This window comes from Armatimonadota bacterium (assembly GCA_036504095.1).
Classification (GTDB): domain Bacteria; phylum Armatimonadota; class DTGP01; order JAKQQT01; family JAKQQT01; genus DASXUL01.
This window is the reverse complement of sequence record DASXVS010000080.1, coordinates 278464-300150: the sequence shown is the minus strand read 5'-3', so window position 1 is coordinate 300150 and position 21687 is coordinate 278464. Positions and strand designations below refer to the sequence as shown.

Below are 21687 nucleotides of genomic sequence, written 5' to 3'. Positions count from 1 at the left end.
GCACGGCGGAAGGAGATAAGACGAATGAAAACCGATTTGAATCAGATACTTCGGGGCGCGTTGGCAGCGGCCAGTCTCGCGGCCACAGGGACGGCGTCCTACGCTCAGGGCGCCCCGTGTCTCACGTACACGGGGACCGGCAGTGAAATTCGCCAGTTCAGCCGCATGATCAGCGGCCGCATACTGCCCGGCATAAGCACCATCACACCCACCGCATCAACCACGGTGATCATCCTGAACTGCCAGCCGATCGCGGGTGTTCCCGGCGCCAAGAGCCGACAGGTGAACTACGGCCAGATGGTGATAGACTTCTCCGTTCAGACACCCTGCGACGAGGTCCAGCAGTTGAAAGGCACGCTGGTGGGTGACTATTTCAGCCTGACCCGCCTGTTCGACCCGTTCGGCTCGCCCACCCAGGTAGACAACACGCGCGTTGGGCGGCACAACGCCAACGGCAAGGTCTATGACCAGTCATCGCCGCCCGCCCTGATCGGCACCTTCTCAATGCGGGGAATCATCGGCGCCAACACTCAACGGCCAACCTCAATGTTCGGAACCGGGCCGTGCTACTGGTGCCAGCACCACGAAGGGGTGATCAACATCAAGCTGAACCAGTCGCCATTATTCGTCGGGGGCGGCACCATCACGGCGTCTTACTGCTGGGATGTGAACGTGGACTCGGCGAACTGCCAGAGCGATCCCTGCCTGATGCAGCAGTATTTCAGCCAGGGCACGATGGACGGCATCGTCGAAGCGGCGTGCGGAACGATCAAGATGTGAAGGCCCGGGCCGTTGGCGGATTGCCGGCGAAGGCCGGAGAGCGCGCCGCCCTCAGCCCCGTGCTTCCCACTCTTCCCAGGTCTTTGTATCGATTGCGGCTCGGGCGCGCATTGCGTCCGGGCCGCCGTCCCATTGGGCCGTGACAACGCCGGTCGGACAGGGGAGCCATTCCACGTGTCCGAAGAGGCGGCAGATGAGGGGTCGGGCTTCGTACACCAGGCAAAGGCGGGTACGGAGGTCGAGAAAACGGCAAGCCGTGTAGGTGACGCCATCGGAATCGCCGGGCCAGGGCTGAACCTTGTCTTGCCCAAGGACCCGCAGACGCTCTTCGAGTGGGATGCGCTGGAGACAGGCCCGGATGGCCTGATATTCGGCCAGCGACAGCGCAATGCCGGCCGTACATCGGTGCATGCAATTGGTGCAGCCATTGCACGGAGACTGGTCGATAGACGTCTGCTCCGGCGGCGCCATCACGCCTTCGCGGCCTCCCAGGCTGCAACCAGCGCCCGCGTCGCCTCGACCATATCGGGGCTTGCCGTGACGGCGGATACAACGGCGGCCGCGTCGGCGCCCTGAGCGCGGCATTCCGCGACCTGTTCAATATGGATGCCGCCGATGGCGACAACCGGTATCGTTACAGCCGCCTTGACCTCCGCGATGGAGTGCGGGCCGACGGGCGCTCCAGCGTCGGGTTTGGTTTGCGTACTGTAGATCGCGCCGATCGTGACGTAACTGGCCCCCGCTGCCTGGGCGGCCGTCGCTTCGAAGACATTAGCCACGGACGCGCCGATCACGGCTTCACGCCCGAGTATCCGGCGCGCGTGCGGGATGGGCATATCCTCGGAACCGAGATGAACGCCCCAGGCGCCCGCCGCCATAGCGACATCGAGCCGGTCATTGACGATGAAGAGCGCGCGATACTGGTCGCACAGACGCCGTATTTTTTCCGCCCAGGCGACCATCTGCCAGGTGTTCGCCGTTTTGTCGCGCAATTGTATGGTTCGCGCGCCGCCTTCGAGAGCGGCCTGCGCCACTTCGATATGCCCCCGCTTGCGTTCAGTAATTACGTAGATGCCGTCCATGATACCCCCTGCAAAACGATGAGCGAGAAGGCTTGCTGCCGAGACATCGGCGCAGCGCCTGTTCTCGTGAAATGCCGGCGTCCGCTACCCGATATTGGTCCTCGCGCCGGGTTCGATCAACGGGCCCGGGCCGATCGTGCGCATCCATCGCGCCCTTTCGAGCACTTGCCGTGTGAGCGGAGCGAGTTCATACCGACCGAGGTCGCCAAGCGGCGCCCAGACGGCCTCGCACGCGTCTGAACCGGCTTCGAGACCGCCGGAACCGGGCGCGACCTCGGCGAGAAAATCCATCACTGTGTAATGGTAGCGCCAGCGGGCGCCTTCCAACTGCATTATGTCGACCGCCTCAACGACCGGCCCAACGAGGACCCGGAGTCCCGTCTCCTCAAGGAGTTCTCGGGCGCACGCTTCGCGCGCCGTTTCGCCAACTTCAACGGCGCCTCCCGGAAAAGTCCAGATGCCCAGTCCGGGCGGAAGCGCTCTGCGGATGAGCAGCACCATGTCATCCTGCAGCACGATTCCCGCGGCCGAGGCGATCGGCCTGGCGGGATATTCCCTGCTCATGGGTTCGCCTCCCGCGAAAAAACGCCGAGACGGCGAAGGTCGTTCCAGAATCCCGGGTAGGTTTTTCGAACACACGCAGGGCCTTCGATGATAACGCCCGGAACGACGGAGCCGGCCGCGGCGAACGCCATCGCCATGCGGTGATCGCCGTGGGAATCGATCCTGGCTCCATGCGGAGCGCCACCGATGACCAGCAGCCCATCGGGCCGCTCTTCGACCTGGACGCCCATTTTGCTTAGTTCATGCGCGGTGGCGGTCACGCGGTCCGTTTCGTGGCCCCGGGCGTGCGCAACGCCGGTGATCTCCGTTTCGCCGGGTGCGAAAGCCGCGATGACCGCCAGGGTTGTGAGCATATCCGGCCAGTCCGACATATCCACCCCGCCGGGCGCCCGAAGCGCCCCGATTCGTTCGACGCTCACGCCGCCACCCGCTTCGGTCACGACGCAGCCCATGGCTTCCAGCGTGTCCAGCAGCCGGATGTCCGGCTGGCCCGTGCTGCGGGTCGCCGGAGAGACCGTGACACGCCCGCCCGCTATCGCCGCAACCGCCCAAATGTGACCGGCCGAGGATGCGTCGAATTCCACCCGGTAGTCGATGGGCCGGTAGTAACCGGGCTCCAACGGCCCGAATACATCGGAGCCCGGGAGCCTCTCGCCCCAATCGACGCCGAACGCGCGCATGGATTCGATGGTCATCGTGACATACGGCCTGGAGACCAGGTGGCGCACCGATACAGAAGCCTCCTGCTGCCCAATGGCGCCCAGCGCCATCAAGAGCGCCGAAGCGTACTGACTGCTCTTCGCGGCGTCGATGGTGGCGTTGGTGGAACGCACCGGGCCATGAATGGCCACGGGCGGACAGCCATCCGAGGCATCGACAACGACCCCGAGGCCGGCCAGTGCGTCGAGGAGCGGGCCAAGTGGACGCCCGCAAAGCTGCGGCGATCCGGACAGTGTCACCGGGAAATCGCAGAGCGCCGCGGCCGCGGTGAGGAAACGGATCGTGGTCCCGGAATCGCGGCAGTCGATCGGGCCTCCCGGCGGGGCGAAACCGCCCGTCCCTCGAACGACCAGGTGGTCACCCGCGTCCTCGATCTGCACCCCGAGCGCCCGGAGCGCCTGTATCATGGCCTCCGCGTCATCGCTTCGGAGGGGGTTACGTATGGTGCTTTCGCCAACGGCGAGGGCGGCCAGGAGCAAGGCGCGGTTGGTGTAGCTCTTGGAGGAGGGAACGGACAGCGCGCCGGAGGGCTTCCCGGGCAGAATCTCTATGGCATCTGGCGTGGCGCTCATATGATGATTATAGCCTCGGGCGGTGACGGGAACCTTTGTTCGTAATGGTGCTATGATATTTCAGTAGACAGTAGACAGTAGACAGTAGACAGTAGACAGTAGACAGTAGGCGGTAGGCAGTAGGCAGTAGACAATAGGCAGTAGGCAGTAGACAATAGGCAGTAGGCAGTAGACAATAGGCAGTAAGCAGTAGGCAGTAGGCAGTAGGCAGTAGGCAGTAGGCAGTAGGGCAGTAGACAGTAGGCAGTAGGCAGTAGGCAGTAGGCGGTAGGCGGTAGACAGTAGGCAGCAGGCAGGGGCAGATGAGTGGTTGTCATTCCGAACGGAGTGAAAAATCTCTACGCCTCGTTGAGATGTTTCGCTTCGCTCAACATGACAGCCCGGACAGCGCCCGCTCCCTTGTCCCTGAAGGCGTCAGGTCGCGCCAGGGTCCAGGAGGTCGGCGGCAGGAGATAGCGCAGGCAGCGGAAATGCCATCTTTCATCCAGCAATACATCGAGCAGATCGGCGCCAAGAGTGAGCGGTTCAGGGGGTGCTTCGCGGGCCAGCCGCAGAACCTTGTGGAGCAATCCGTCCGGGATGGGCTCGTGGCTCGGTGGCAGCCGCTCCCAGACGGTCCGGAGTCGAAACCGCGCCGGACTTTCGCCGTCGATGGCGCCAGCGGTTCACGGCCGCTGAGCAACGGCGCCTCGTTTCTGGTGGCGCAAAGCCTGGTTGTCGGCCCGGAGACGGAAGAGAGCATGGTCGTCGTTGAGGTGGTCCGGGGTGGCGACACGCGCAACGCGGAGCGTTTGGTGGACCATATGCGGCAGTACTGTGAGGCAGCCGTCGCCACGCGCTGCCTGGATCGCATGGCCGGAGGGATGCTCCTCGTCGATGGTTCGCTGCTGGCCGATATGTCGCACATCCTGGCGCTTGGCCCGATGCGCCTCGCGGATGGGACCGATCTCCGTGGCCTTCTTGTCAACGTCTTCTTTGACCTGGTGGAGGGCTGCTGCGCGCGCGATATTCTGCTGGTCGGGATCGCCAAAACCGCGCGCGACACGTTGCTGCATCCCGGCCTGGCTGAAGATCCCGGTCCCACGGCGCGCCTTTGCGACGCTGAGATCCTCATGCGATTCGGCGGCGGCGCCCCGGGTTTCACCCCGCCGATGTTGTTTGGCAGCGCTGCGGTGCAGGTGGCTTGGGACAAGTCGGCGCCAGGCCTCAGACAGCGTGCGGAGGCCCTACCGTGCATCGCCGTGATGTACGCCCGCCTTGCGGGGGGAGAGGATGCCGTTCGCGTGGACGTCGTCGGTTCGGCGATTGGCCGCGCGGAGACGCTGTTCGGCTTAACGCGCGCCTGGGGCTGTGCCGAGGAGGCTGCGCCGATCGTGCGCCGTCTGATGGCCCAGCACGGCGGTCCGAACGTGTATAATGCGCCGCTTTACGGAGTCGATCGGATGGTGAGGCTCAGCGGCAAGACGATGGACGGCGCCTATATGGCCATGTTGCGCGAGGCCACCGGGGCGAAAGCGGAGACGGATCGCGGCGCGAGAAGATTCACGGGCTGATCCCCGACGCGGTACGTGCCTCGTCGGAGAAGCAACCGGAACGAAGGCGGAGATTACGCAATGGACATCGGATACATCGTCGGCGAGATTGAGACACAGCGATTCACGTTTGTGACGTCGGTTGACAAGGCTCCGCCTCGCCTGGAGTACGTTGTGGTTCGCGGCGTGAGCGAACGCGTAGACGACGAACTCGTACAAGTGGATGTACTCGCGCAGGTGACGCGATTGCAGGTTGCCAGCCAGATGCTCGACGATGCGCACACTTACGAAGAGACCCACACTCTCATCAGCGGTGAGTATATGCCTCGCCCCAAAATTCTCGGCACCGCCGACGTGCTGGGCTATCTATATCGCGACGCCGAAGGGCGCACGATGGTCCGAGCCCCGCGCAACACGGCGCTCCCCGGCATGGTGGTTGAGCTCGCGCCGGATGATCTCCTGCAGGACTTCTTCACGCGCCATGTGGCCTCAGGAATTGAGGCGGGGGCGCTGATCAACCGGCCGAACGTGAAGGTCGCGCTTGACCCGAACGGGCTTCGGCGGCATCTCGCCGTCATTGCGCAGACGGGCGCGGGTAAATCATACCTCACCGGCCTGCTGCTGGAAAACCTGCTCCAACTCGGCGGTACGGTCATCGTCTTCGACCCAAACAGCGATTACGTTCGCCTCCGTTATGATGCCCACCGCAATCGCACTCCGTTCGCCAGCCGGGTCGATGTATACCGGGTGCCCGGCGTGCAGGGACGGCGGTATCCCGACGAGGAGATAGGCGGGTCCGAGGTATATACAATCTGGTTCAGCCGCCTCGAAGCCGATGAGGTGTGCGATCTCGCCGGCGTGCCGGCGAATGCGGTCAATATTCGCGCGGCGATCAAGCGAGCGTGTGACGGTCTAACCAAACAGGGTCGCGACTACAGTCCGGACGACCTGAAACGCCGGCTCGTGAAACTGGCGGGCTTGCCCGAAGAGGACGAATCCGCACTGAGCCCCGTGTCCGCCGATTCGGGGCCGCTGGACGAGGACGAAGACCCGTTTCACTCGGCCGTGGAGGAAAAGGCCGGCGTACCCATCGGACGTGGCAAGCCCCGCGAAGGCGAGGCGAAGGCAACGGTGGATATCCAGAGCGGCGCCGAAAAGGCGATCAAGTATATCGAGCAGGTTTCCGGCTACTCCATCTGGGGGATGAAGGATGTGGACGCGTACATGGACGAGATGCTTCGTCCCAAGTTCCTGAGCGTCGTCGATCTGGCCGGCATGGAGCAGTTCATCGCGCAGTACGCCGTCCAGAAAACACTTCGCGAGGTCTGGCGGCGCGCCACCTCCGGGCAATTGCAGCATCCCGTCTTTATCGTCATCGAGGAGGCGCATAACTTTGTACCCGGTAAGGACCGGATGCCCGGCGAGTGCGCGCGATGGATCAACCGTGTGGCGTCGGAAGGGCGCAAATTCAAGGTCTTCCTCGTCGTGATCACGCAGCGTCCGGGGAAAATCGACCCGGATACGCTGAGCCAGTGCGGAAGCCAGGTGGTCATGAAGCTGACCAATCCCGAGGACCAGCAGGCCGTCCGGAGCGCGTCCGAGAGCCTGTCCGGGAGCCTCTTCCAGGATCTTCCCGGCCTCAACGTGGGCGAGGCGATCGTGCTTGGGCAGCTGACGCGGGTGCCCTGCCTCATCAAGGTCGGCGCGCGGGTTTCCGCTGAGGGCGGCAGCGACGTGGATGTCACATCGGAATTGAAGAAAGCGCTCAACACCGTCGCAACACATCGGATCGAGGCGGAGAGCCCGTTTGCCAGTCCACCAAGGCGCGACCGGGTCGAGGAAATCTGAGAAAGCGCTATACTAATATGCTGGCACAAACGGATTAGGACCGGCAGCCTGAAGGCGCCGCCGGAGGAGAGGTAAATGGCATTCTACGACAAGGGCCGCAAACCGCGTCCCGGCGGCGATCGACCCGAATCACGCGCGAACGACCGCGACAACGACGAGCGAAACGCACGCCGGGCCCCGGGCCCGGCCGATCGCCGCAACGAAGACGAACGCGGCCGCCCGCCCTGGATGGACAAGCATCAGGACGACCGGGACCACCGGTCCGGCGAACATGAAGACCGCGGCCCGCGAGGCGGCGGGTATGGTGACAGGGGCCCGAGAGACCGGGGCCCCCGCGAAGGCGGCTATGGCGACCGCGGCCCGCAAGGCGGCGGCTACGGCGACCGGCGCCCGCAAGGCGGAGGCTACGGCGACCGTGGCGCACAAAGCGGCGGCTATGGCGACCGGCGTCCCCAGGGCGGAGGATATGGCGACCGGGGACCGCAAGGCGGCGGTTACGGCGATCGTCCCCCGTACGACCGCGGTCCCCGCGGCGGGGGCTCGGGCGACCGTCCTCCCTACGACCGCGATCGCGGTTCCCGGCCCGGCGGAGATCGGCCATCCTATGGGGATCGGCCACAGCGCCCGCCCTACGGCGACAGGCCCGAGCGCCCCGCCCGGCCCGAGCCGGCTCCGGCGGCCGCGGACGAAGGATATTCGCTCGATGAGCTCGAGGCCATGACGCGCCGCGTTGTCCGCGAAGAGATCAAGGCGTTCTTTGACGAGCAACTTGCGCGTCAGGCGGCCGAAGAGCGGGCCATGTCGGTTTCAGAGGTGGAGACGGCGATCGCCGATGTCGCAGAGGCCGCCGAGGCAGTGCTGGAAGACATCGTCGCCGCGGCTATCGAGCCTGTTCCTGAGCCGCCGAAGCGCGCATCCCGCAAGAAGAAGGATACCGAACCGGAAGCGGCGGAGGTTTCGCCGGCGCCGGAGGAAGCTGCCAAGCCGAAGCGCGCCTCCCGAAAGAAGGCCGAGGCGGCGCCGGCCGAGGCGGCCGCCGCGCCCGAGAAGCCCAAGCGCACCCGGAAGCCGAAGGCGGCAGAGTAGGGCCCGTCCGGCTGAGAGCAAGGAAATGGGGGACTGAATCGCAACGATTCGGTCCCCTTCGTTCATCGGCGGACCGAGAGAGCTTGCAGGTTACCGTTTGATTTTGTTATAGAGTACTATGACAATGGCCGCCCGGGCCATCGCCCACGGAGGCGGATCAAATGGAGGCACGCATGAATAAGCTTCGCAACCGAATCGCATTCACCTTGATCGAACTGCTGGTGGTCATCGCTATCATCGCCATCCTGGCGGCCATCCTGTTTCCGGTGTTCGCCAGGGCGCGGTCGCGCGCGCAGGCGACCGCCTGCATGAGCAACATGAAGCAGCTTGGGCAGGCCTTCCGGATGTACGGCGACGATAACAGCGACTGCATTGGACGCAAGTACTGGGAGTGGCACGTGGATATCATGCCCTACGTCAAGAGCGTGGATGTTTTCCTGTGTCCGTCTTCCAGCGCGCCGCGGCCGACCCTGCGGGATTTCCCCGCCCCCGGGTACGCGTGTGTGGACGGGGTTGGGACGAGGATAATCGGTTCGTTCTGGTCCAACGCTTCAAACCCGAAAGTCGTTGTCATCTATGGCAATTACGCGCGCAACGACGAGCTCACCTGGAACTACGGCTTCACTGGAAAGTCGGCGGGGTTCAACCTTTCCAACTGGAAAAGCACATCGGATGTCATCCTTCTGGCCGAGTGCAAGGACAAGAAGGAAGCGGTTGCGGCGAATATCGCCTCCACGGGGGAGTCTGACTGCAACGGGCCTTACATCGAACCTTACGCTACCAGTTGGAAACAGGTATTTGATGAGCTGTCCTACCGTCACAACGGCGGACAGAACTGCGTATTCGCGGACAGCCACGCGTCGTTCCGGAAGATGGAATGGTTCCATACAGCCGAGGGGAAGTACGCCCTCGAGCCGTACCAGGCCATGAGGATTCCTCCCATCGCCGACGGCCAGAACTGGTGAGGCTCCGGCCGGTACGAGGGTTTACTCCTCCTCGAGTTCCTTGAGGAAGCGTCGGGCAACCACAACCCGCCGGACTCCGAGACGGCGTCCGGTGGGGGTCATGAACTCAGCTTCGTTCAACGCCTGGTGTGCGGCCTGCACCGCGGATTGAAGGCTGTCGCCAGTCTGACCGGCGCGGACCATCGCGAGGGCCACGCCCAGGGCGCCCACCGTTTCCAGCAGTCTCGCGTCCCGCACCGCGCGTTCCTCGTGGGATTCGGGGGCGTTCCTGTACCGCATCAGCGCCAGCCAGAGCCACGTCTGGTCTTCAATCGGGACGCCGGCGTCTTTCAACGGCCGCGCCCAGCGCGCCCGCTTGGACGGCTCGGCTGCCGGCGAGCCGAGCCCGTGAAACATCGCGAGAAGGCGGGCCCTCTCGGAGTCGAACGGCTTCAGGCCCTGCGAAACGTGTGCCGCATGCCGCGCGATACGGTTGGCGCAGGCCCAGTCCGCGAGAGGATCCTTCGGATACAACGGCTGCAGGAGGCGCTCTATGGCCTCCCAGTCAACTTCCCGCATTGGCCTTCACGGCGGCTCGGGAACGGCGGACACCCGTCATGGCCGAGGCCCAGATGTCACGCAGCATAGACGCTCCCGCCGCGAGGCGCGCGCGGGCGAACTTGAGCCCGTTGGGATCCGCCGTGCCGCCGGTCTTGAAGCCGCCCTTTTTCTCCAGTTCATACAGCTGCCTGACCTCGGCGTTGGTCGTCTTCAGATAGGCCCATACGTCTGTCAGGACATTGCCGACCGGCTTCGGCGCGGCCACCAGCGGCTTGATGTCCTTCGCCTCGATAAACGATACGACGAAGGGTCCCTCAAAGCGGTGGTGAAAACCATTCGGCTTCAGGTCGCGTTCGGCGGCGGCGGTAGTGTAGCCATTTGGGTTCGGCGCGTAGTCTTCATCCCAGCCGTTGTAGTGGACGGTTGTGTGGTGCGGGTTGGAGCCGTCCGCCACATAGTGGCCCAGCACACCCGCCGTGTAAATGATATCCTGTTCGATCTGCGGCTTGTCCGCGGCTTTCGCTTTGCGCCAATCACGCCATTCGCTCTGAAGCGTCTGGGTGAGTTCGGCGATCCGGTAGGGGAGAAACCCGATCTTCACGGCCGTGAGATTGTGCTTTGTCGCTTCCGCGTTTGTGGTAATCGAGGCGATGAACTTATAGCGGTCGGTGGGGAGCGGACCGCTCATGACGGGTTCCATATCCATGAAATGGTCCGGGCCGTTGACGGCTGTCAATTGCGGGCCTGCGCCGCTTCGCCAGCGATCGGGTTCCGGGCCGAGGTACTCCAAACGCGACGCGGCGGACTTAAAGAACGCCGGCGTATCGGCGGGCATCGACTCGGCGGCCACCCGGCTGATGATGCGATGACCCTTCTCCTCCCACGCCAGACCGGGGCGGGCAGCCGTGATGAGCGGCAGAATGGCCAACGCGGAAAACAAGCGCTTTGTCACAGCTGGATCTCCTGAACGTGCCCACGCGTCAGCGCGGGGCGTATGATACCATCAGCATAGACCGTTTGGGAATCGGCGCGCGTTGCTGCGATGCCTATTCCGGCCATTGTTTGCCTTGCAGGTGGGCGTAGTAGCGGCCCTCGTGCTGGACTTGCGCGGTGATATCCGCGGCCATTTTGTGGTCCATGTGGGCGAGGGCCGCAAGCACGCCGCCGTACCCGAGAACCATAGTTGCCGCCAGCGGTACGGCATAATGCTGGAACCCGCGCACCACCGCTTGCGTGAGGGGCCGGCGCCGAACGAGCGCCGTCACGATGAGCACGAGTTTGAGCAGGATGGGGACTGCCAGCAGAGCGAGAACAGTCCACGGCAGAACGGTGCCGATGTCTGTGATTGGGTTGAAAATCCCTTGTGTCCAACGCGCGGGTTCCGTGAGGCGCGCGGCCATCCAGAACGCGGGAACGAGCATGATAAGGGCTGCGACCAACGTCGTCCCGACGCGTTCGGGCAGGCAGATCGCGCGATCTGTGTCGGCCCAGCCTCTCCGTGCCAGGAGCGCTGTCACGAAGCCGCTCAGGAGCGTGAATAGCGCGCCGGCTAACAGCGCCAACGCCAGCACCCAGGTTCTGAGGAAGTCCTGCATCAAACGCATACCGGGCCATTCCATCTCTTGAGGGAAGATGGCGCGGACACGCGCGCCGGCAGCGGCTTCCGAGCGGGCGAAAGCGATCTCCTCCGGGTGCCCCGCAGATGTCAGATATGCCGCGTAACGGGATAGCCTCGCATCGAGTTTTTCGGGCGCCGTCTCGTCCGTTGGGACGGTGGAAGCGGCCTGGGCCTCTAACGCCATCCCAACCATATTGCCGATGCCGATGGTCGCCTGGGAGCGCATCAGGCTGCCGATGCGCATCAGCGCGTGCCGGATCGCGAGAGACTCTTCGGTGCGCCCGGCGGCATCAGCGGCGAATGCCCCCTTCATCGCGTGCTTAGCCAGCTCGCGCAGTTTGGCGTAATGTGGAAGGAGCATGGCCCCCGCGGATGCTGTGCGGTTCAGTCCGTCCGGCGTCGAACTCCCCATCTCATTGAGCCGCCACGTGCCCTCCGCTTCGTCGCGAATGTGATCATCCCATCGCGAGCACTTGCCGGCGCGCAGGAGCGCGCTGCGGGATTCGGCTTCGAGTCCGCGAGCGTCGAATCCCTGTGCGGCGGATAGCGGGAAGAAGGCGTTGTCCGGCTCCAGGCGTTCGCCCTCGGCTGCGGCGCGATCGAAGACCGCCCATTCGCCGGCGGTGGCATCGGAAAGGCCCTCGGTGTAGCGCAATATGGCGGAGCGGACGGTGGCGCTGCGGGGATACCGCTCCAGAAGCCGCGCCAGATTCCGCACCCAGGGACGAAAGGTGCTCTCGCCGGGTCGGTGAACCGTTGCCACGGCGAGCGCAACCTGGAGGGCATCATCATCCGGGTGGGCGGCGGCAAACGACGTCAGTTGCGAAGGAACTCCGAAGGCGGCGGAACTGCCAACGAGCCGGCGAACCGGCTCGAGCGGGGGTTGGCTCACCGGCAGCATGAACGCTGTGTGTTCGCGGGCCACGCGCCGCGTTGACGGGGAAGCCATCACACCCAGCAGCGTGGCGATGGCAAGGATGTAGAGCGCCGATACCCACCGGCTCCTACCGGTCGTCTCCTGTTCCACTTTTCCACCTCCCTGGCAGGCTCGGTTCCCGCCCTTCATCGGTGCGACAGCAGGTTACTGCGGCCACTGCTTGCCGGCGAGATCGGCATAGAAGCGGCCTTCGTGGCGGACGATCTGTTTGAGACTCTGGTTCAGGGCCGCGCTCATGCGGGCGGTGTTGACGGCGATGCCACCGTACACAAGCATCAGGGCGCAGGCGATCGGGATGGACCAGCTTCCGTACCGGCGGATCACGGTGACCACGATGGGTTCGCCGCGAAGGCAGGCCACAATGGCCAGTGCGAAGGCTGTGAGCACGGCGATGACCAGCCCCAACATGGCGAGGCCCGGAGCAGTCGCGGGCGCCGAGTACGCGTTCGCCACGTTCCCCGACAGGAGCGCGTCGACGGCCGCGAAGCCGCGCCCGAGCCAGAGGACGAGGGCCGCGAGCACCGCGGCGACCGGAAGGACGACCACGGCGGCCACGACGGCCTTCAACAGGCCTTTGAGCCCTGTGGTGGCGATGAGCCATACGCACATGCCTGTGAGCGCCAGGCCCACCGCGGGGGCCAGGATTCTTGGAACCGTTGTCAGCTCGGCAGAAATGAACCAGAACAGCGCCGCGCACCCGACCGCCGCCGCGGCGCCGTACGTGTTCCGCGAGATTCGCAGACTCTTCGGCAACTCACCGGCGAGCACGGTGCGGTTTAGGATCACGCAGAGCGCCCCGAACAGGAGCACCCACAACGCGGCATCCAGGAAAACGAGACCGGCGATGACCCACTGTCCGAATGTCGTGATGCCCTTCGTGAAGTCGAATCGATCGTAACCAGCCGACAGCGTCTTCCACATGGCATCCCGCGCAGCGAACTGCCCGCGCACCCACGGCACGTCGGCCGCATGGCCATTGGCGACCAGGAAGCGCAGGAAGGAATCGCGGCGCACGGCGACCGGGATCGATCTGCTCGAAGCCCCGCTGCCGTGCGGCCCGGCGACCGCCAGTTCCTGAATGTCCGTCCCCGTAGTGGTTCCGACGAGGGTGGTGGACTGGGCTCGCATCAGTGCGCCGACCTTGAGAAGGTCCAGCCGGAGGTCCGCCGCGCCGGTCCCGTTGCGGGCCTTTTCCCGCCGGGCGGCTTCGGCACGAATCAGCGCGGCGGTATCTTTCAACTGCGCATAGTGCGTGAATGTCATGCCGCCGAGTGTGCCGGCATGAACCAGAGTGTTCCCGGGTCCCAGGGCCCGATTCGCGAGGCGCCAGGCCCCGCTCACCTCGTCGGCGACATAGTCGTTCCACTGGGGGAGAGCGGCGGCGTGGATCATGGAGCGCAGGGCGTCATCGTCATGGCCGGCGGCATACAGGCCGGCCGACCGTATCGCCGGGAAAAACGCGTTCCGCGGGTCGAGCCGTTCACCTTCCGCTGCCAGGCGGTCGAACGTTGCGTAATGCCCTTCAAGTGGTCCTTCGACGGTGCGGGATGTGCGTAAACCGTCAGCCGTTCCGAGCGCATCGAGTTCCGTGCGATGGATCCGGATATTTGCGCCGGCCGCATATCGAAGCGTGGCGGCTATGACGGCGGGGTTTCGGGGAAACCGGGTCGTCATCGGCAGCAGGCCGGACAGCGTGTCACGGGGCGGAGGCTCCGGGCCCGGTTCGGGCAGATCCCGTACGACAGCCGAAACTTGTGCCATCGCATCACCTTGCATCGCCTCGGCAGCCTGCCGAAACGCCGCTTCCGATTCCGGGGTGCGCGCTCCTCCCTCCGCGTAGGGGCTGAGCTCCGGCGGAGTGGCCTGCGCGAGGCGCGTGGGGATGGCCAGGGCCGCCTGGAGCCGTATGAGCCAACTGCTGCTGGGGGAGTGCCAGAGAGCCAGCACAACGCCAAATGCCAGACCCAGGAGGATCGCGGCGACTCGCATTCGGGTTCGGGCGGCATATGGGCGTGTGCGGTACATCATGTGTGGATTCCGACTCAGCCGCCGGCGTGATGCGGCCGGTGCGTCGGCTCGGCGGGGCGCCATTTACCCATCGACAGATAGGCGTCCGCGGTAAGCGCCGTCTCCACGGGGGTACTGTCCCGCCTGAGTGTCTGCGCGGAGGCCGGGGGGCTCGCGGCGAGGGCCGGGTTGGCGGTCTTGACGTTTGACGAGAGGATCAGCGTGGTGACGACGGTCGACACGGCAGCGGTGGCGAGGGCCGGGCGCAGCGCCGAGAGGAGCAGCTCCCAAAGGGGCGACCGCCCGCTGACCGCGCTGAGCACGCGGGCGTCAAAATCCGCCGAAACGGGTGGAACCGGCTGCGCGCGCAACCCTTCGCGGAAGGCCATTTCCGTGTTGTCATCCATCACGCCATCGTCTGACGGATCAGACCGGCGGTCCATCCATTTCATCTGTTTCCTCCGTGACCTTCGCCCACATCTCGCGGAACCGTCCCCGCGCCGCGTTCAAACGCGACCGAACGGTGCCGACCGGTATGCCCAGCGCTTCGGCAATTTCCTCGTACTCCAGCCCTTCCAATTCCCGCAGTACCAGCGCCGCGCGCAGTGCCGGGCTCAGCCGGTCCAGCAACTCGCGAACGACGATGCGGGTATCCGCCTTGTCCGGCGGCGATGACAGCGGAAGCGTATCGTCCCATTGGATCTCGGCGTCCCAGCGTTTAAGGCGCCGGCGGTCCAGGCAAACCCGAAGCACGATATGGAAGAACCAGGTGCTGAAACGGCTGTCCCCCCGGAAGGCGCGAATACCTTTGAAGGCACGGATAAATGCTTCTTGCGCCGCATCCTCGGCTTCATCCGGCCTGCGCAGAACCTGCGTTGCCAGACGGACAGCACGAGCCCGGTACCGGGACAGGAGATAGGTGAAGGCGGCATCGTCACCGATGCGCGCACGCACGATCCAGCGCGATTCCTGGTAATCGTCCTCGGTTACGCGCGTTGTAGCCATAGCGTGCATTGCAGGGGCAAGTTCGCCGGTCATCGTCGGTCCTCCCTCAAAGGAGTAGACGAGTTGACCGGTCCGAGTAGTTCACCACAAAGACACAAGTCCGAAATGCTGATTGCAGAATGATGAGTGATGAATTCGGTCGCGTCATCGCGTATTCATCACTCATCATTCCAAACTAAGCACTCTCTGTGTACCTTCGAGGTTGATTCCGTTCTACAGCTTGAAGTTGTTTTTCGCGGCGAAGGCGGTCAGTTCGGCCGGGGTGGCGGGCGGAACGATGTCTCCCGCGATGATCTTCTGCTTGAAGGCATCTACCTTCGCCATTACGTCCGCCGGCACGTCTTTCCGGGTGTACTTCATTTCGCTGAGGCCAACGCCGTTTTCCTTGAGCCCATACTGGTGGTCGCCGGGGGTGAATTGGTTCGACTTTACCTTCTGCGTGAAGTCGTAAACCGCTTTGTCCACGTTCTTGACCATACTGGTCAGGACTTTGCCGGGGGCCAGGTGGTCCTGATCGGAGTCCACGCCGATGGCGTATCTGCCGGGACCCTGGAGTTTGGCGGCGTTGATGACGCCCAGGCCGCATTTGCCGGCCGCGTGGAAGATGATATCGGCGCCCGTGCTGAACTGCTGTTGGGCCTGAATCTGGCCTTTGCTGGAATCGTCCCAGGATTCGGTGTACTGCGAAATGATCTTGATGTCCGGCCGCATCATTTTAGCGCCGGCGACATAACCGCTTTCGAAGCGTCCGATGACGGGGCCGTGCATCCCGCCGATGAAGCCGATGGTTCCGGTCTTGCTCATTCCCGCCGCCAACGCGCCGACGAGGAATGAGCCCTCCTGCTCTTTGAATGTGATTCCGGCGGCGTTTGGGGTATTGGCGGCCTGACCGTCGATGATGACGAACTTGGTCTTGGTGTCCTTGTACTCTGCCGCAACCTGGTTGTAGGCATCCTGCTCGAGGTAGCCGACCGCAACGATGAGATCGTAGCCCTGTTTGGCGTAGCTGCGGAGATTGCGCGCGTAATCGCTCTCCATCTGGCTCTGGGCGTATCGCGCTTCAACGCCCAGGTCCTTTTGCGCATTTTGAGCGCCGCGCCACGCCGAGGCGTTGAAAGACTGGTCGTTGATTCCGCCCCGATCGGTCACAACGCCCAGCAGCAGTTTTTTCGAGCCGCCGGCGGGACCTGGGGTCGATTGTTTCGGTTGACAGCCTGCCAGGGAGGCGACGGCAGCAAGGCTAATGATCCATGGTTTCAAGTTCAGGTTCCTCTCAAATAGCATTCAAGATAGAGCGATCAGGAGTCCTGGGAACCGCCTATCATCAGGCGGCCGAGGCCTTCCCGTGTGGCTTCGGCGCCGGAGACGGTCCCGGCGACCTTCCCGCGGTAAAGGACGGCGATACGGTCGCTGAGTGACAACACCTCATCGAGGTCGAGTGAAATCAACAGGATCGCCCGGCCCGCGTCCGCTTCGGCGCGCAGGCGGTCGTGCAGCATTTTCGTGGCGCCGATGTCGAGGCCCCGGGTGGGCTGGTAGGCGATGAGAAGTTTCGGGTTCCTTCCGACTTCGCGGCCGAACAGATACTTCTGCTGGTTTCCACCCGAGAGCGAACGGGCCGTAGAACGGGACGGGTGGGTCATTCCGACCCGCGGCGTTCGCACGCCGAACTCCTCGACAATCGCATCGGCGTCGCGTTCCATCTCCGCCGTTGCGAGCGACGGTCCATTCGCGTAAGGTGGGCGGTCGTGACGTCCGAGGCAGAGGTTTTCCGACAGCGAAAAGTCCAGAACTAGGCCCTCGCGCTGCCGGTCTTCCGGAAGATAGGCGATCCCGGCCTGATATCGGGCATAGGTCGGGGTGGACGTTATGTCGGTACCATCCAGCGCAATCGAGCCTGACTGGACTTCGCGAACGCCGATGAGCGCTTCGGCGAGGGGGGCCTGGCCGTTGCCGTCCACACCCGCGACGGCGACGATTTCGCCCGGCCGGACAGTGAGGCTGATGCCGGAGAGGCCGGTCTCGTGCTGCGCCCCGGATACCACCACGTCCCGAACCTCCAGAACCGGGCGTCCGGCCGCACTGCCCTGTCGCGCCGTGCCGCGGTCGTCCAACCCGAGCACACTCTTGACCACTGTTACGGCGGGACCGGAACCGCCCACCAGGAGCGATGCCAGTTCGTTGACTGATGTGTCACTGGTTTCCAGGGTCGCCACAAGTTTCCCCGCCCGGAGCACGGCGACGCGGTTGCACAACTCCATCACCTCCGGCAGTTTGTGGCTCACGAACAGCATCGTGAGGCCCTGGTCGGACAGGCGGTGGAGGTTCGCGATCAGGTCCGCGCTTTCCTGAGGGGCGAGCGATGCGGTCGGCTCGTCCAGGATCAGAAGCTGCACGTCGCGGTAGAGAGCCTTCAGGATTTCCACTTTCTGCTGCGCGGCCACGGTCATGTCCTGCACGGCCGTATCCGGATCCACGGACAGCCCGGTCGTTTCGCCGAGGGCTCGCACGCGCTCGGAGAGTTTGCGCCGGTCCATGATCAGCCCCCTGCGAGGCTCGAATCCCAGGCCGATGTTCTCGGCGGCCGTGATGGGGCCTACGAGGAGGAAATGCTGGTGGACCATGCCGATTCCGCGTGACTGAGCGTCGCGCGCGGATCGCCAGCGAACGGGCTCGCCTTTCCAGATGATCCGGCCGCCGTCGGGCTGCAGTTCGCCCGCCAGCATACGCATCATCGTGGATTTTCCGGCGCCGTTTTCGCCGAGGACCGCGAGGCGGTCACCGGGCCGGACCTGCAGGGAGATGCGGTCGTTCGCGGTGAATGCGCCGAACGTCTTGGTGAGGTTCTCTGTGGAAAGCAGGTGTTCCATAAGCGGAAAGGCGCAGATGCGCCGAACGCATGGTAGCGTCTGGCGGTTGAAAGATGGAAACGAAGGGGCCGGACCGGGCAAGGCCGGCCCGGAAGACGCGCGCGGCCCTGCCGGAGCGCGAGTGAATACTCTCGGCATTCATGAGACGCAACGGGATGCCGCCCAGGGGTTTCGGTGCGAGACCGGCGTGGCGGAGAGGGCCACAGAATGTTCACCGGCGGGCGTGCTTCTTCCTATAATGGCCGTGCGGGCCGCCTTGCGAACGCTCGTCCCATGAACATGAAACTCATTCCCGCGATCGTACAGACTGGCAGCCCCTTATGCGCGTTCTGATAGCCGCCGTCATTGGCCTCGTGCTGAGCGCCGCGGTCATAGCCGCCACCGGCTACCAGCCGGTCGACGCGTACCGCGCGATGTTCTCGGAAGCGCTTGGGTCCGTGGAGAGCCTCGCCGGGGTTCTGGGGGCCGCTACTCCGCTGCTTTTGCTGGCGCTGGGGTTCACCGTTGCTTTCAAGGCCGGGTTGTTCAACATCGGCGGCGAGGGCCAGTTCGTGATGGGCGCGGTCGGCGCCGCACTGCTCGGCCACGCAGGCCGCGCGCTGCCGGCTATCGCCCTCATCCCGCTCGTGATCGCCGGCGGAATGGTTACCGGGGCCGCATGGGCCGCTCTCGCCGCTCTGATGAAGGCCAAGCGGAACGTTCATGAGGTGGTGAGCACCATCATGCTGAACTGGGTGGCGCTGAAGCTCTCCACGTATCTCATCAACACCGTTTACGGCCCCATGCACGATCCGGCCTCCCAGAGCCCGCAGTCGCTTCCTATCGGTTCGAACGCGGTCCTGCCCACGCTCTTCGCGCGGACCGATCTGCATGCCGGCGTCTTTCTGGCCCTTCTCATGGTGCCGGCGGTGGCCTGGCTTCTCAGCCGGTCCGTGCTTGGATTCGAGATTCGAGCGGTAGGCAAGAACCGGTTCGCGGCGCGCACGTACGGCATCGACGAGGGGCGCGTGCTGCTCCGGGCAATGGCGGTCAGCGGCGCTCTGGCCGGCCTGGCGGGCGCGATGGAACTGATGGGTGTATCCGCGTATGCGGGCGCTCTGAAGCCGGATTTCGCCGCGGGCCGCGGCTTTGACGGCATTACGATCGCCTTGATGGGTGGCGGAGGGCCGTTGGGAATTCTGGCGGCCTCACTGTTCCTCGGCGCGCTCCGCCTCGGTGCAATCGGTATGGAGACGCTGACAGGGGTACCGAAGGAACTGTCCTTCATCGTGCAGGGCATTTTGATCCTGGCGGTCATGACTCCGGTCCTGGCGGACTACCTTCGCGGGTTCCGCAAATCGCGGCCGTCCGCCTCGCCGGATGCGGCTCCGCCACCGGTGGTGCCGCCGTCATGAAACTGCTCGTTACGATCCTTGCCAGCACGATGAGCCTGAGCGCGCCGCTGATCCTGGCGGCGATGGGCGGCATTCTGTCGGAGCGCAGCGGCGTTGTCATCATCGCCCTCGAAGGGATGATGCTCGGCGGAGCGTTCGCGGCGATCGCTTTCGGCTCGACGGGCGGGGTACTGGCGGGGCTCTTCGCCGCGCTGATTGTGGGCGCGCTGCTCGGCCTGCTGCATGCGGCGGCGACGCAGAAAATGCGCATCGGCGCGATCGTCAGCGGGGTGGCGATCAACATCCTCGCATCCGGCTTCACGGGCTACCTCAGCAAGGTGCCGTCGATCCCCAAGGAGGCGGAAGGGCCCAGTATCTGGAACATCCCCGTGTTGTGCAATATTCCGGTTCTCGGCGACGTGTTGTTCCGGCAGAGCCCGTTCACGTATTTCGCGTGGATCACCGTGGCGGCGATGTCCTTCTTCCTCTGGCGGACGCCGTGGGGCCTGCGCGTGACGGCCGCCGGCGAGAACCCGGAAGCGGTGAAGGCGGCCGGCATTAATGTGGTAAGACTGCGCTTTGGCGCCGTGATGGCGGCGGGCATGCTGGCCGCGCTTGGCGGCGCGCAGCTCAGCCTGGGCCTGGTTCAGAACTTCACGGACAACATGACGGCCGGCCGCGGCTTTATCGCGTTGGCTGCGATCGTCTTCGGACGGTGGCGGCCGGGGGGAGCGCTTATCGCCTGTGTGTTTTTCGCCTTCGCCGACGCGCTGCAGAGCGGCCTGCAACTGGTCCCCGGCATCGGTAACAAGGTGCCGAGCGAGTTGCTGGCAATGCTGCCTTATGTCGCAACGCTGGTTGCCTTGGTCTTTTTCTCGAAGCAGGTCCAGGCCCCCGCGGCGACCGGCGACACCGGAGACTGACAACAAACCACAAAGGCACAAAGACACGAAGATACCTTTGTGTCTTTGTGCCTTTGTGGTTGTTCTCGAGGGAGCAAGATGAAGATCTATATTGCGGCGGATATGGAGGGCGTGGGCGGCATTATGCTGCCGGAGCAGTTATCCCGCGGGACGGCAGAATACGCCGAGGCGAGGCAACTTTTGACTGCCGAGGTGAACGCCGCCGTTGACGGCGCGTTTGAAGGCGGAGCGACCGAAGTCATCGTTCGGGACGCTCACGGTACCGGCTTCAACATCCTGTGCGACCAATTCGATACCCGCGCGCGCCTCCTGCAGGGCGCTGCCGTCCCTGACAGGTTTCCCGAACTCGAAGGCGCATCGGGCCTGATCCTCCTCGCATACCACGCGAAGGCCGGTACGCAGGCTGCGGTGTGCGACCACACGATGTCATCGGTCGCCTGGTTCCGGTACGAATTGTGCGGGCGTGAAGTGGGCGAGGTCGGCATCGACGCGGCCCTCGCAGGCTGTATCAACGTTCCTGTGATGCTGGTGACCGGTGACGACAAGGTGTGCGCCGAGGCGGCCGCGCTGCTTCCTGGCGTGACAACGTGTGAGACCAAGATCGGCCTCGCGCGCCATGCCGCGATCCACCTCGCCCCGGCGGAATGCCGCCGGCGGATCCGTGACGCCGCAACGAAGGCGGTCAAGGCGCCCCGGCCGGCGCCGTTCCAACCGGCGCCACCCTACGAGGCCCGCGTTACCCACGTGCTCAGCAGCGGCGCCGACGGTCGCCGGTACGACCATCGCACTTTGCGCATCGACGCGCGGACCGTCGCCTGCCGCGGCGACGATTTGCGCGACGTCATCGAACGATCTCTGCGCTAAACCGCGTCCGGATCGCCTCGTTTCGGCTCCGAGCGCTTTTCTGCGAGAATCTTTGCCCAATCGTGCACCATCATCCGGTTTTAGTCGTCAAACCAAATGTGAGCAATCGGGTTCGCGGCGTGAGGGAGAGAGCGGAACGCGCAAATGGCAACGGCGGAGTACAAAAGGGGCATGGTTTTGGAGCCGATGCGGCAGCCGGGGACCGAGCAGCGGCTCTGTGTGCTTATGGAAGACGTTGCCTTGCTTCCCGTGCACGTGAAAGTGGCGGAACGGGGCGGAGATGGACAGATCCTCCTCACGGGTCAGGAGTTCGTCGTGCCGCCATCCGCGCTTGAGCTCCTCCGTCCCATCGCGGGGCTCTGCTACGAATTCTGACCCCCCGGTTATTCACCACAGAGCCA

Annotated in this window: 21 protein-coding genes; 9 read left to right on the top strand and 12 right to left on the bottom strand. The window is 64.5% G+C overall.

The window, feature by feature from the left end; genetic code table 11:
• The first annotated feature begins 24 nt into the window (after positions 1–24).
• Positions 25–780, top strand: coding sequence for a hypothetical protein (locus VGM51_19515; protein ID HEY3415230.1), 756 nt, complete (start codon positions 25–27; stop codon positions 778–780).
• Between the two features lie 51 nt (positions 781–831).
• Here the strand turns inward: VGM51_19515 and VGM51_19510 are convergent, their stop codons facing one another.
• The 4 genes from VGM51_19510 to aroA all read right to left on the bottom strand — a co-directional run bounded on the left by VGM51_19510 (position 832) and on the right by aroA (position 3718).
• Complete coding sequence (locus VGM51_19510; protein HEY3415229.1) at positions 832–1251, bottom strand: YkgJ family cysteine cluster protein; 420 nt, start codon at positions 1249–1251, stop codon at positions 832–834.
• Entirely contained in the window at positions 1251–1862 is a 612-nt protein-coding gene (gene thiE, locus VGM51_19505) for a thiamine phosphate synthase (protein HEY3415228.1), read from the bottom strand. The genes VGM51_19510 and thiE overlap by 1 nt, the downstream gene beginning before the upstream one ends.
• An 84-nt stretch (positions 1863–1946) precedes the next feature.
• A complete protein-coding gene (locus VGM51_19500) occupies positions 1947–2426 on the bottom strand; it encodes an NUDIX domain-containing protein (GenBank protein ID HEY3415227.1) in 480 nt (159 codons plus the stop codon).
• On the bottom strand, positions 2423–3718 hold the full coding sequence (aroA, locus tag VGM51_19495) for a 3-phosphoshikimate 1-carboxyvinyltransferase (GenBank protein ID HEY3415226.1): 1296 nt from the start codon (positions 3716–3718) through the stop codon (positions 2423–2425). Before aroA ends, VGM51_19500 begins: the two co-directional genes overlap by 4 nt.
• 470 nt (positions 3719–4188) lie before the next feature.
• On the opposite strand from aroA, the gene VGM51_19490 reads away from it, so the two are divergent.
• The 4 genes from VGM51_19490 to VGM51_19475 all read left to right on the top strand — a co-directional run bounded on the left by VGM51_19490 (position 4189) and on the right by VGM51_19475 (position 9149).
• Positions 4189–5271 carry a DNA double-strand break repair nuclease NurA gene (locus VGM51_19490; GenBank protein HEY3415225.1) on the top strand — a complete coding sequence of 361 codons (1083 nt, stop codon included), beginning with the start codon at positions 4189–4191 and terminating at the stop codon, positions 5269–5271.
• Positions 5272–5331: 60 nt separating this feature from the next.
• On the top strand, positions 5332–7098 hold the full coding sequence (locus VGM51_19485) for an ATP-binding protein (protein ID HEY3415224.1): 1767 nt from the start codon (positions 5332–5334) through the stop codon (positions 7096–7098).
• Between the two features lie 75 nt (positions 7099–7173).
• Positions 7174–8184: a hypothetical protein gene (locus VGM51_19480; protein HEY3415223.1), complete on the top strand. Its 1011-nt coding sequence runs from the start codon at positions 7174–7176 to the stop codon at positions 8182–8184.
• Between the two features lie 173 nt (positions 8185–8357).
• A complete protein-coding gene (locus VGM51_19475) occupies positions 8358–9149 on the top strand; it encodes a prepilin-type N-terminal cleavage/methylation domain-containing protein (GenBank protein ID HEY3415222.1) in 792 nt (263 codons plus the stop codon).
• 21 nt (positions 9150–9170) lie between these two features.
• Here VGM51_19475 and VGM51_19470 read toward each other — a convergent pair whose 3' ends face one another.
• From VGM51_19470 to VGM51_19435, 8 genes are all read right to left on the bottom strand, one after another.
• Positions 9171–9707 carry a hypothetical protein gene (locus VGM51_19470; GenBank protein ID HEY3415221.1) on the bottom strand — a complete coding sequence of 179 codons (537 nt, stop codon included), beginning with the start codon at positions 9705–9707 and terminating at the stop codon, positions 9171–9173.
• Positions 9694–10641 carry a nuclease gene (locus VGM51_19465; protein HEY3415220.1) on the bottom strand — a complete coding sequence of 316 codons (948 nt, stop codon included), beginning with the start codon at positions 10639–10641 and terminating at the stop codon, positions 9694–9696. Before VGM51_19465 ends, VGM51_19470 begins: the two co-directional genes overlap by 14 nt.
• 94 nt (positions 10642–10735) lie before the next feature.
• A complete protein-coding gene (locus VGM51_19460) occupies positions 10736–12334 on the bottom strand; it encodes a hypothetical protein (GenBank protein ID HEY3415219.1) in 1599 nt (532 codons plus the stop codon).
• 54 nt (positions 12335–12388) lie between these two features.
• Positions 12389–14272: a hypothetical protein gene (locus VGM51_19455; protein ID HEY3415218.1), complete on the bottom strand. Its 1884-nt coding sequence runs from the start codon at positions 14270–14272 to the stop codon at positions 12389–12391.
• Between the two features lie 14 nt (positions 14273–14286).
• A complete protein-coding gene (locus tag VGM51_19450) occupies positions 14287–14703 on the bottom strand; it encodes a hypothetical protein (protein ID HEY3415217.1) in 417 nt (138 codons plus the stop codon).
• Positions 14678–15289 carry a sigma-70 family RNA polymerase sigma factor gene (locus VGM51_19445; GenBank protein HEY3415216.1) on the bottom strand — a complete coding sequence of 204 codons (612 nt, stop codon included), beginning with the start codon at positions 15287–15289 and terminating at the stop codon, positions 14678–14680. Before VGM51_19445 ends, VGM51_19450 begins: the two co-directional genes overlap by 26 nt.
• Positions 15290–15469: 180 nt before the next feature.
• On the bottom strand, positions 15470–16516 hold the full coding sequence (locus tag VGM51_19440; GenBank protein HEY3415215.1) for a BMP family ABC transporter substrate-binding protein: 1047 nt from the start codon (positions 16514–16516) through the stop codon (positions 15470–15472).
• 38 nt (positions 16517–16554) lie between these two features.
• Entirely contained in the window at positions 16555–18126 is a 1572-nt protein-coding gene (locus VGM51_19435; GenBank protein ID HEY3415214.1) for an ABC transporter ATP-binding protein, read from the bottom strand.
• A gap of 320 nt (positions 18127–18446) precedes the next feature.
• On the opposite strand from VGM51_19435, the gene VGM51_19430 reads away from it, so the two are divergent.
• The 4 genes from VGM51_19430 to VGM51_19415 all read left to right on the top strand — a co-directional run bounded on the left by VGM51_19430 (position 18447) and on the right by VGM51_19415 (position 21661).
• Positions 18447–19520, top strand: coding sequence for an ABC transporter permease (locus VGM51_19430; GenBank protein ID HEY3415213.1), 1074 nt, complete (start codon positions 18447–18449; stop codon positions 19518–19520).
• Positions 19517–20422, top strand: coding sequence for an ABC transporter permease (locus tag VGM51_19425; protein HEY3415212.1), 906 nt, complete (start codon positions 19517–19519; stop codon positions 20420–20422). The genes VGM51_19430 and VGM51_19425 overlap by 4 nt, the downstream gene beginning before the upstream one ends.
• Before the next feature lie 78 nt (positions 20423–20500).
• The gene (locus tag VGM51_19420) at positions 20501–21286 is read left to right on the top strand and encodes a M55 family metallopeptidase (protein ID HEY3415211.1); all 786 of its coding nucleotides are present in this window, start codon (positions 20501–20503) and stop codon (positions 21284–21286) included.
• 144 nt (positions 21287–21430) lie between these two features.
• A complete protein-coding gene (locus tag VGM51_19415) occupies positions 21431–21661 on the top strand; it encodes a hypothetical protein (protein HEY3415210.1) in 231 nt (76 codons plus the stop codon).
• Positions 21662–21687 lie beyond the last annotated feature (26 nt).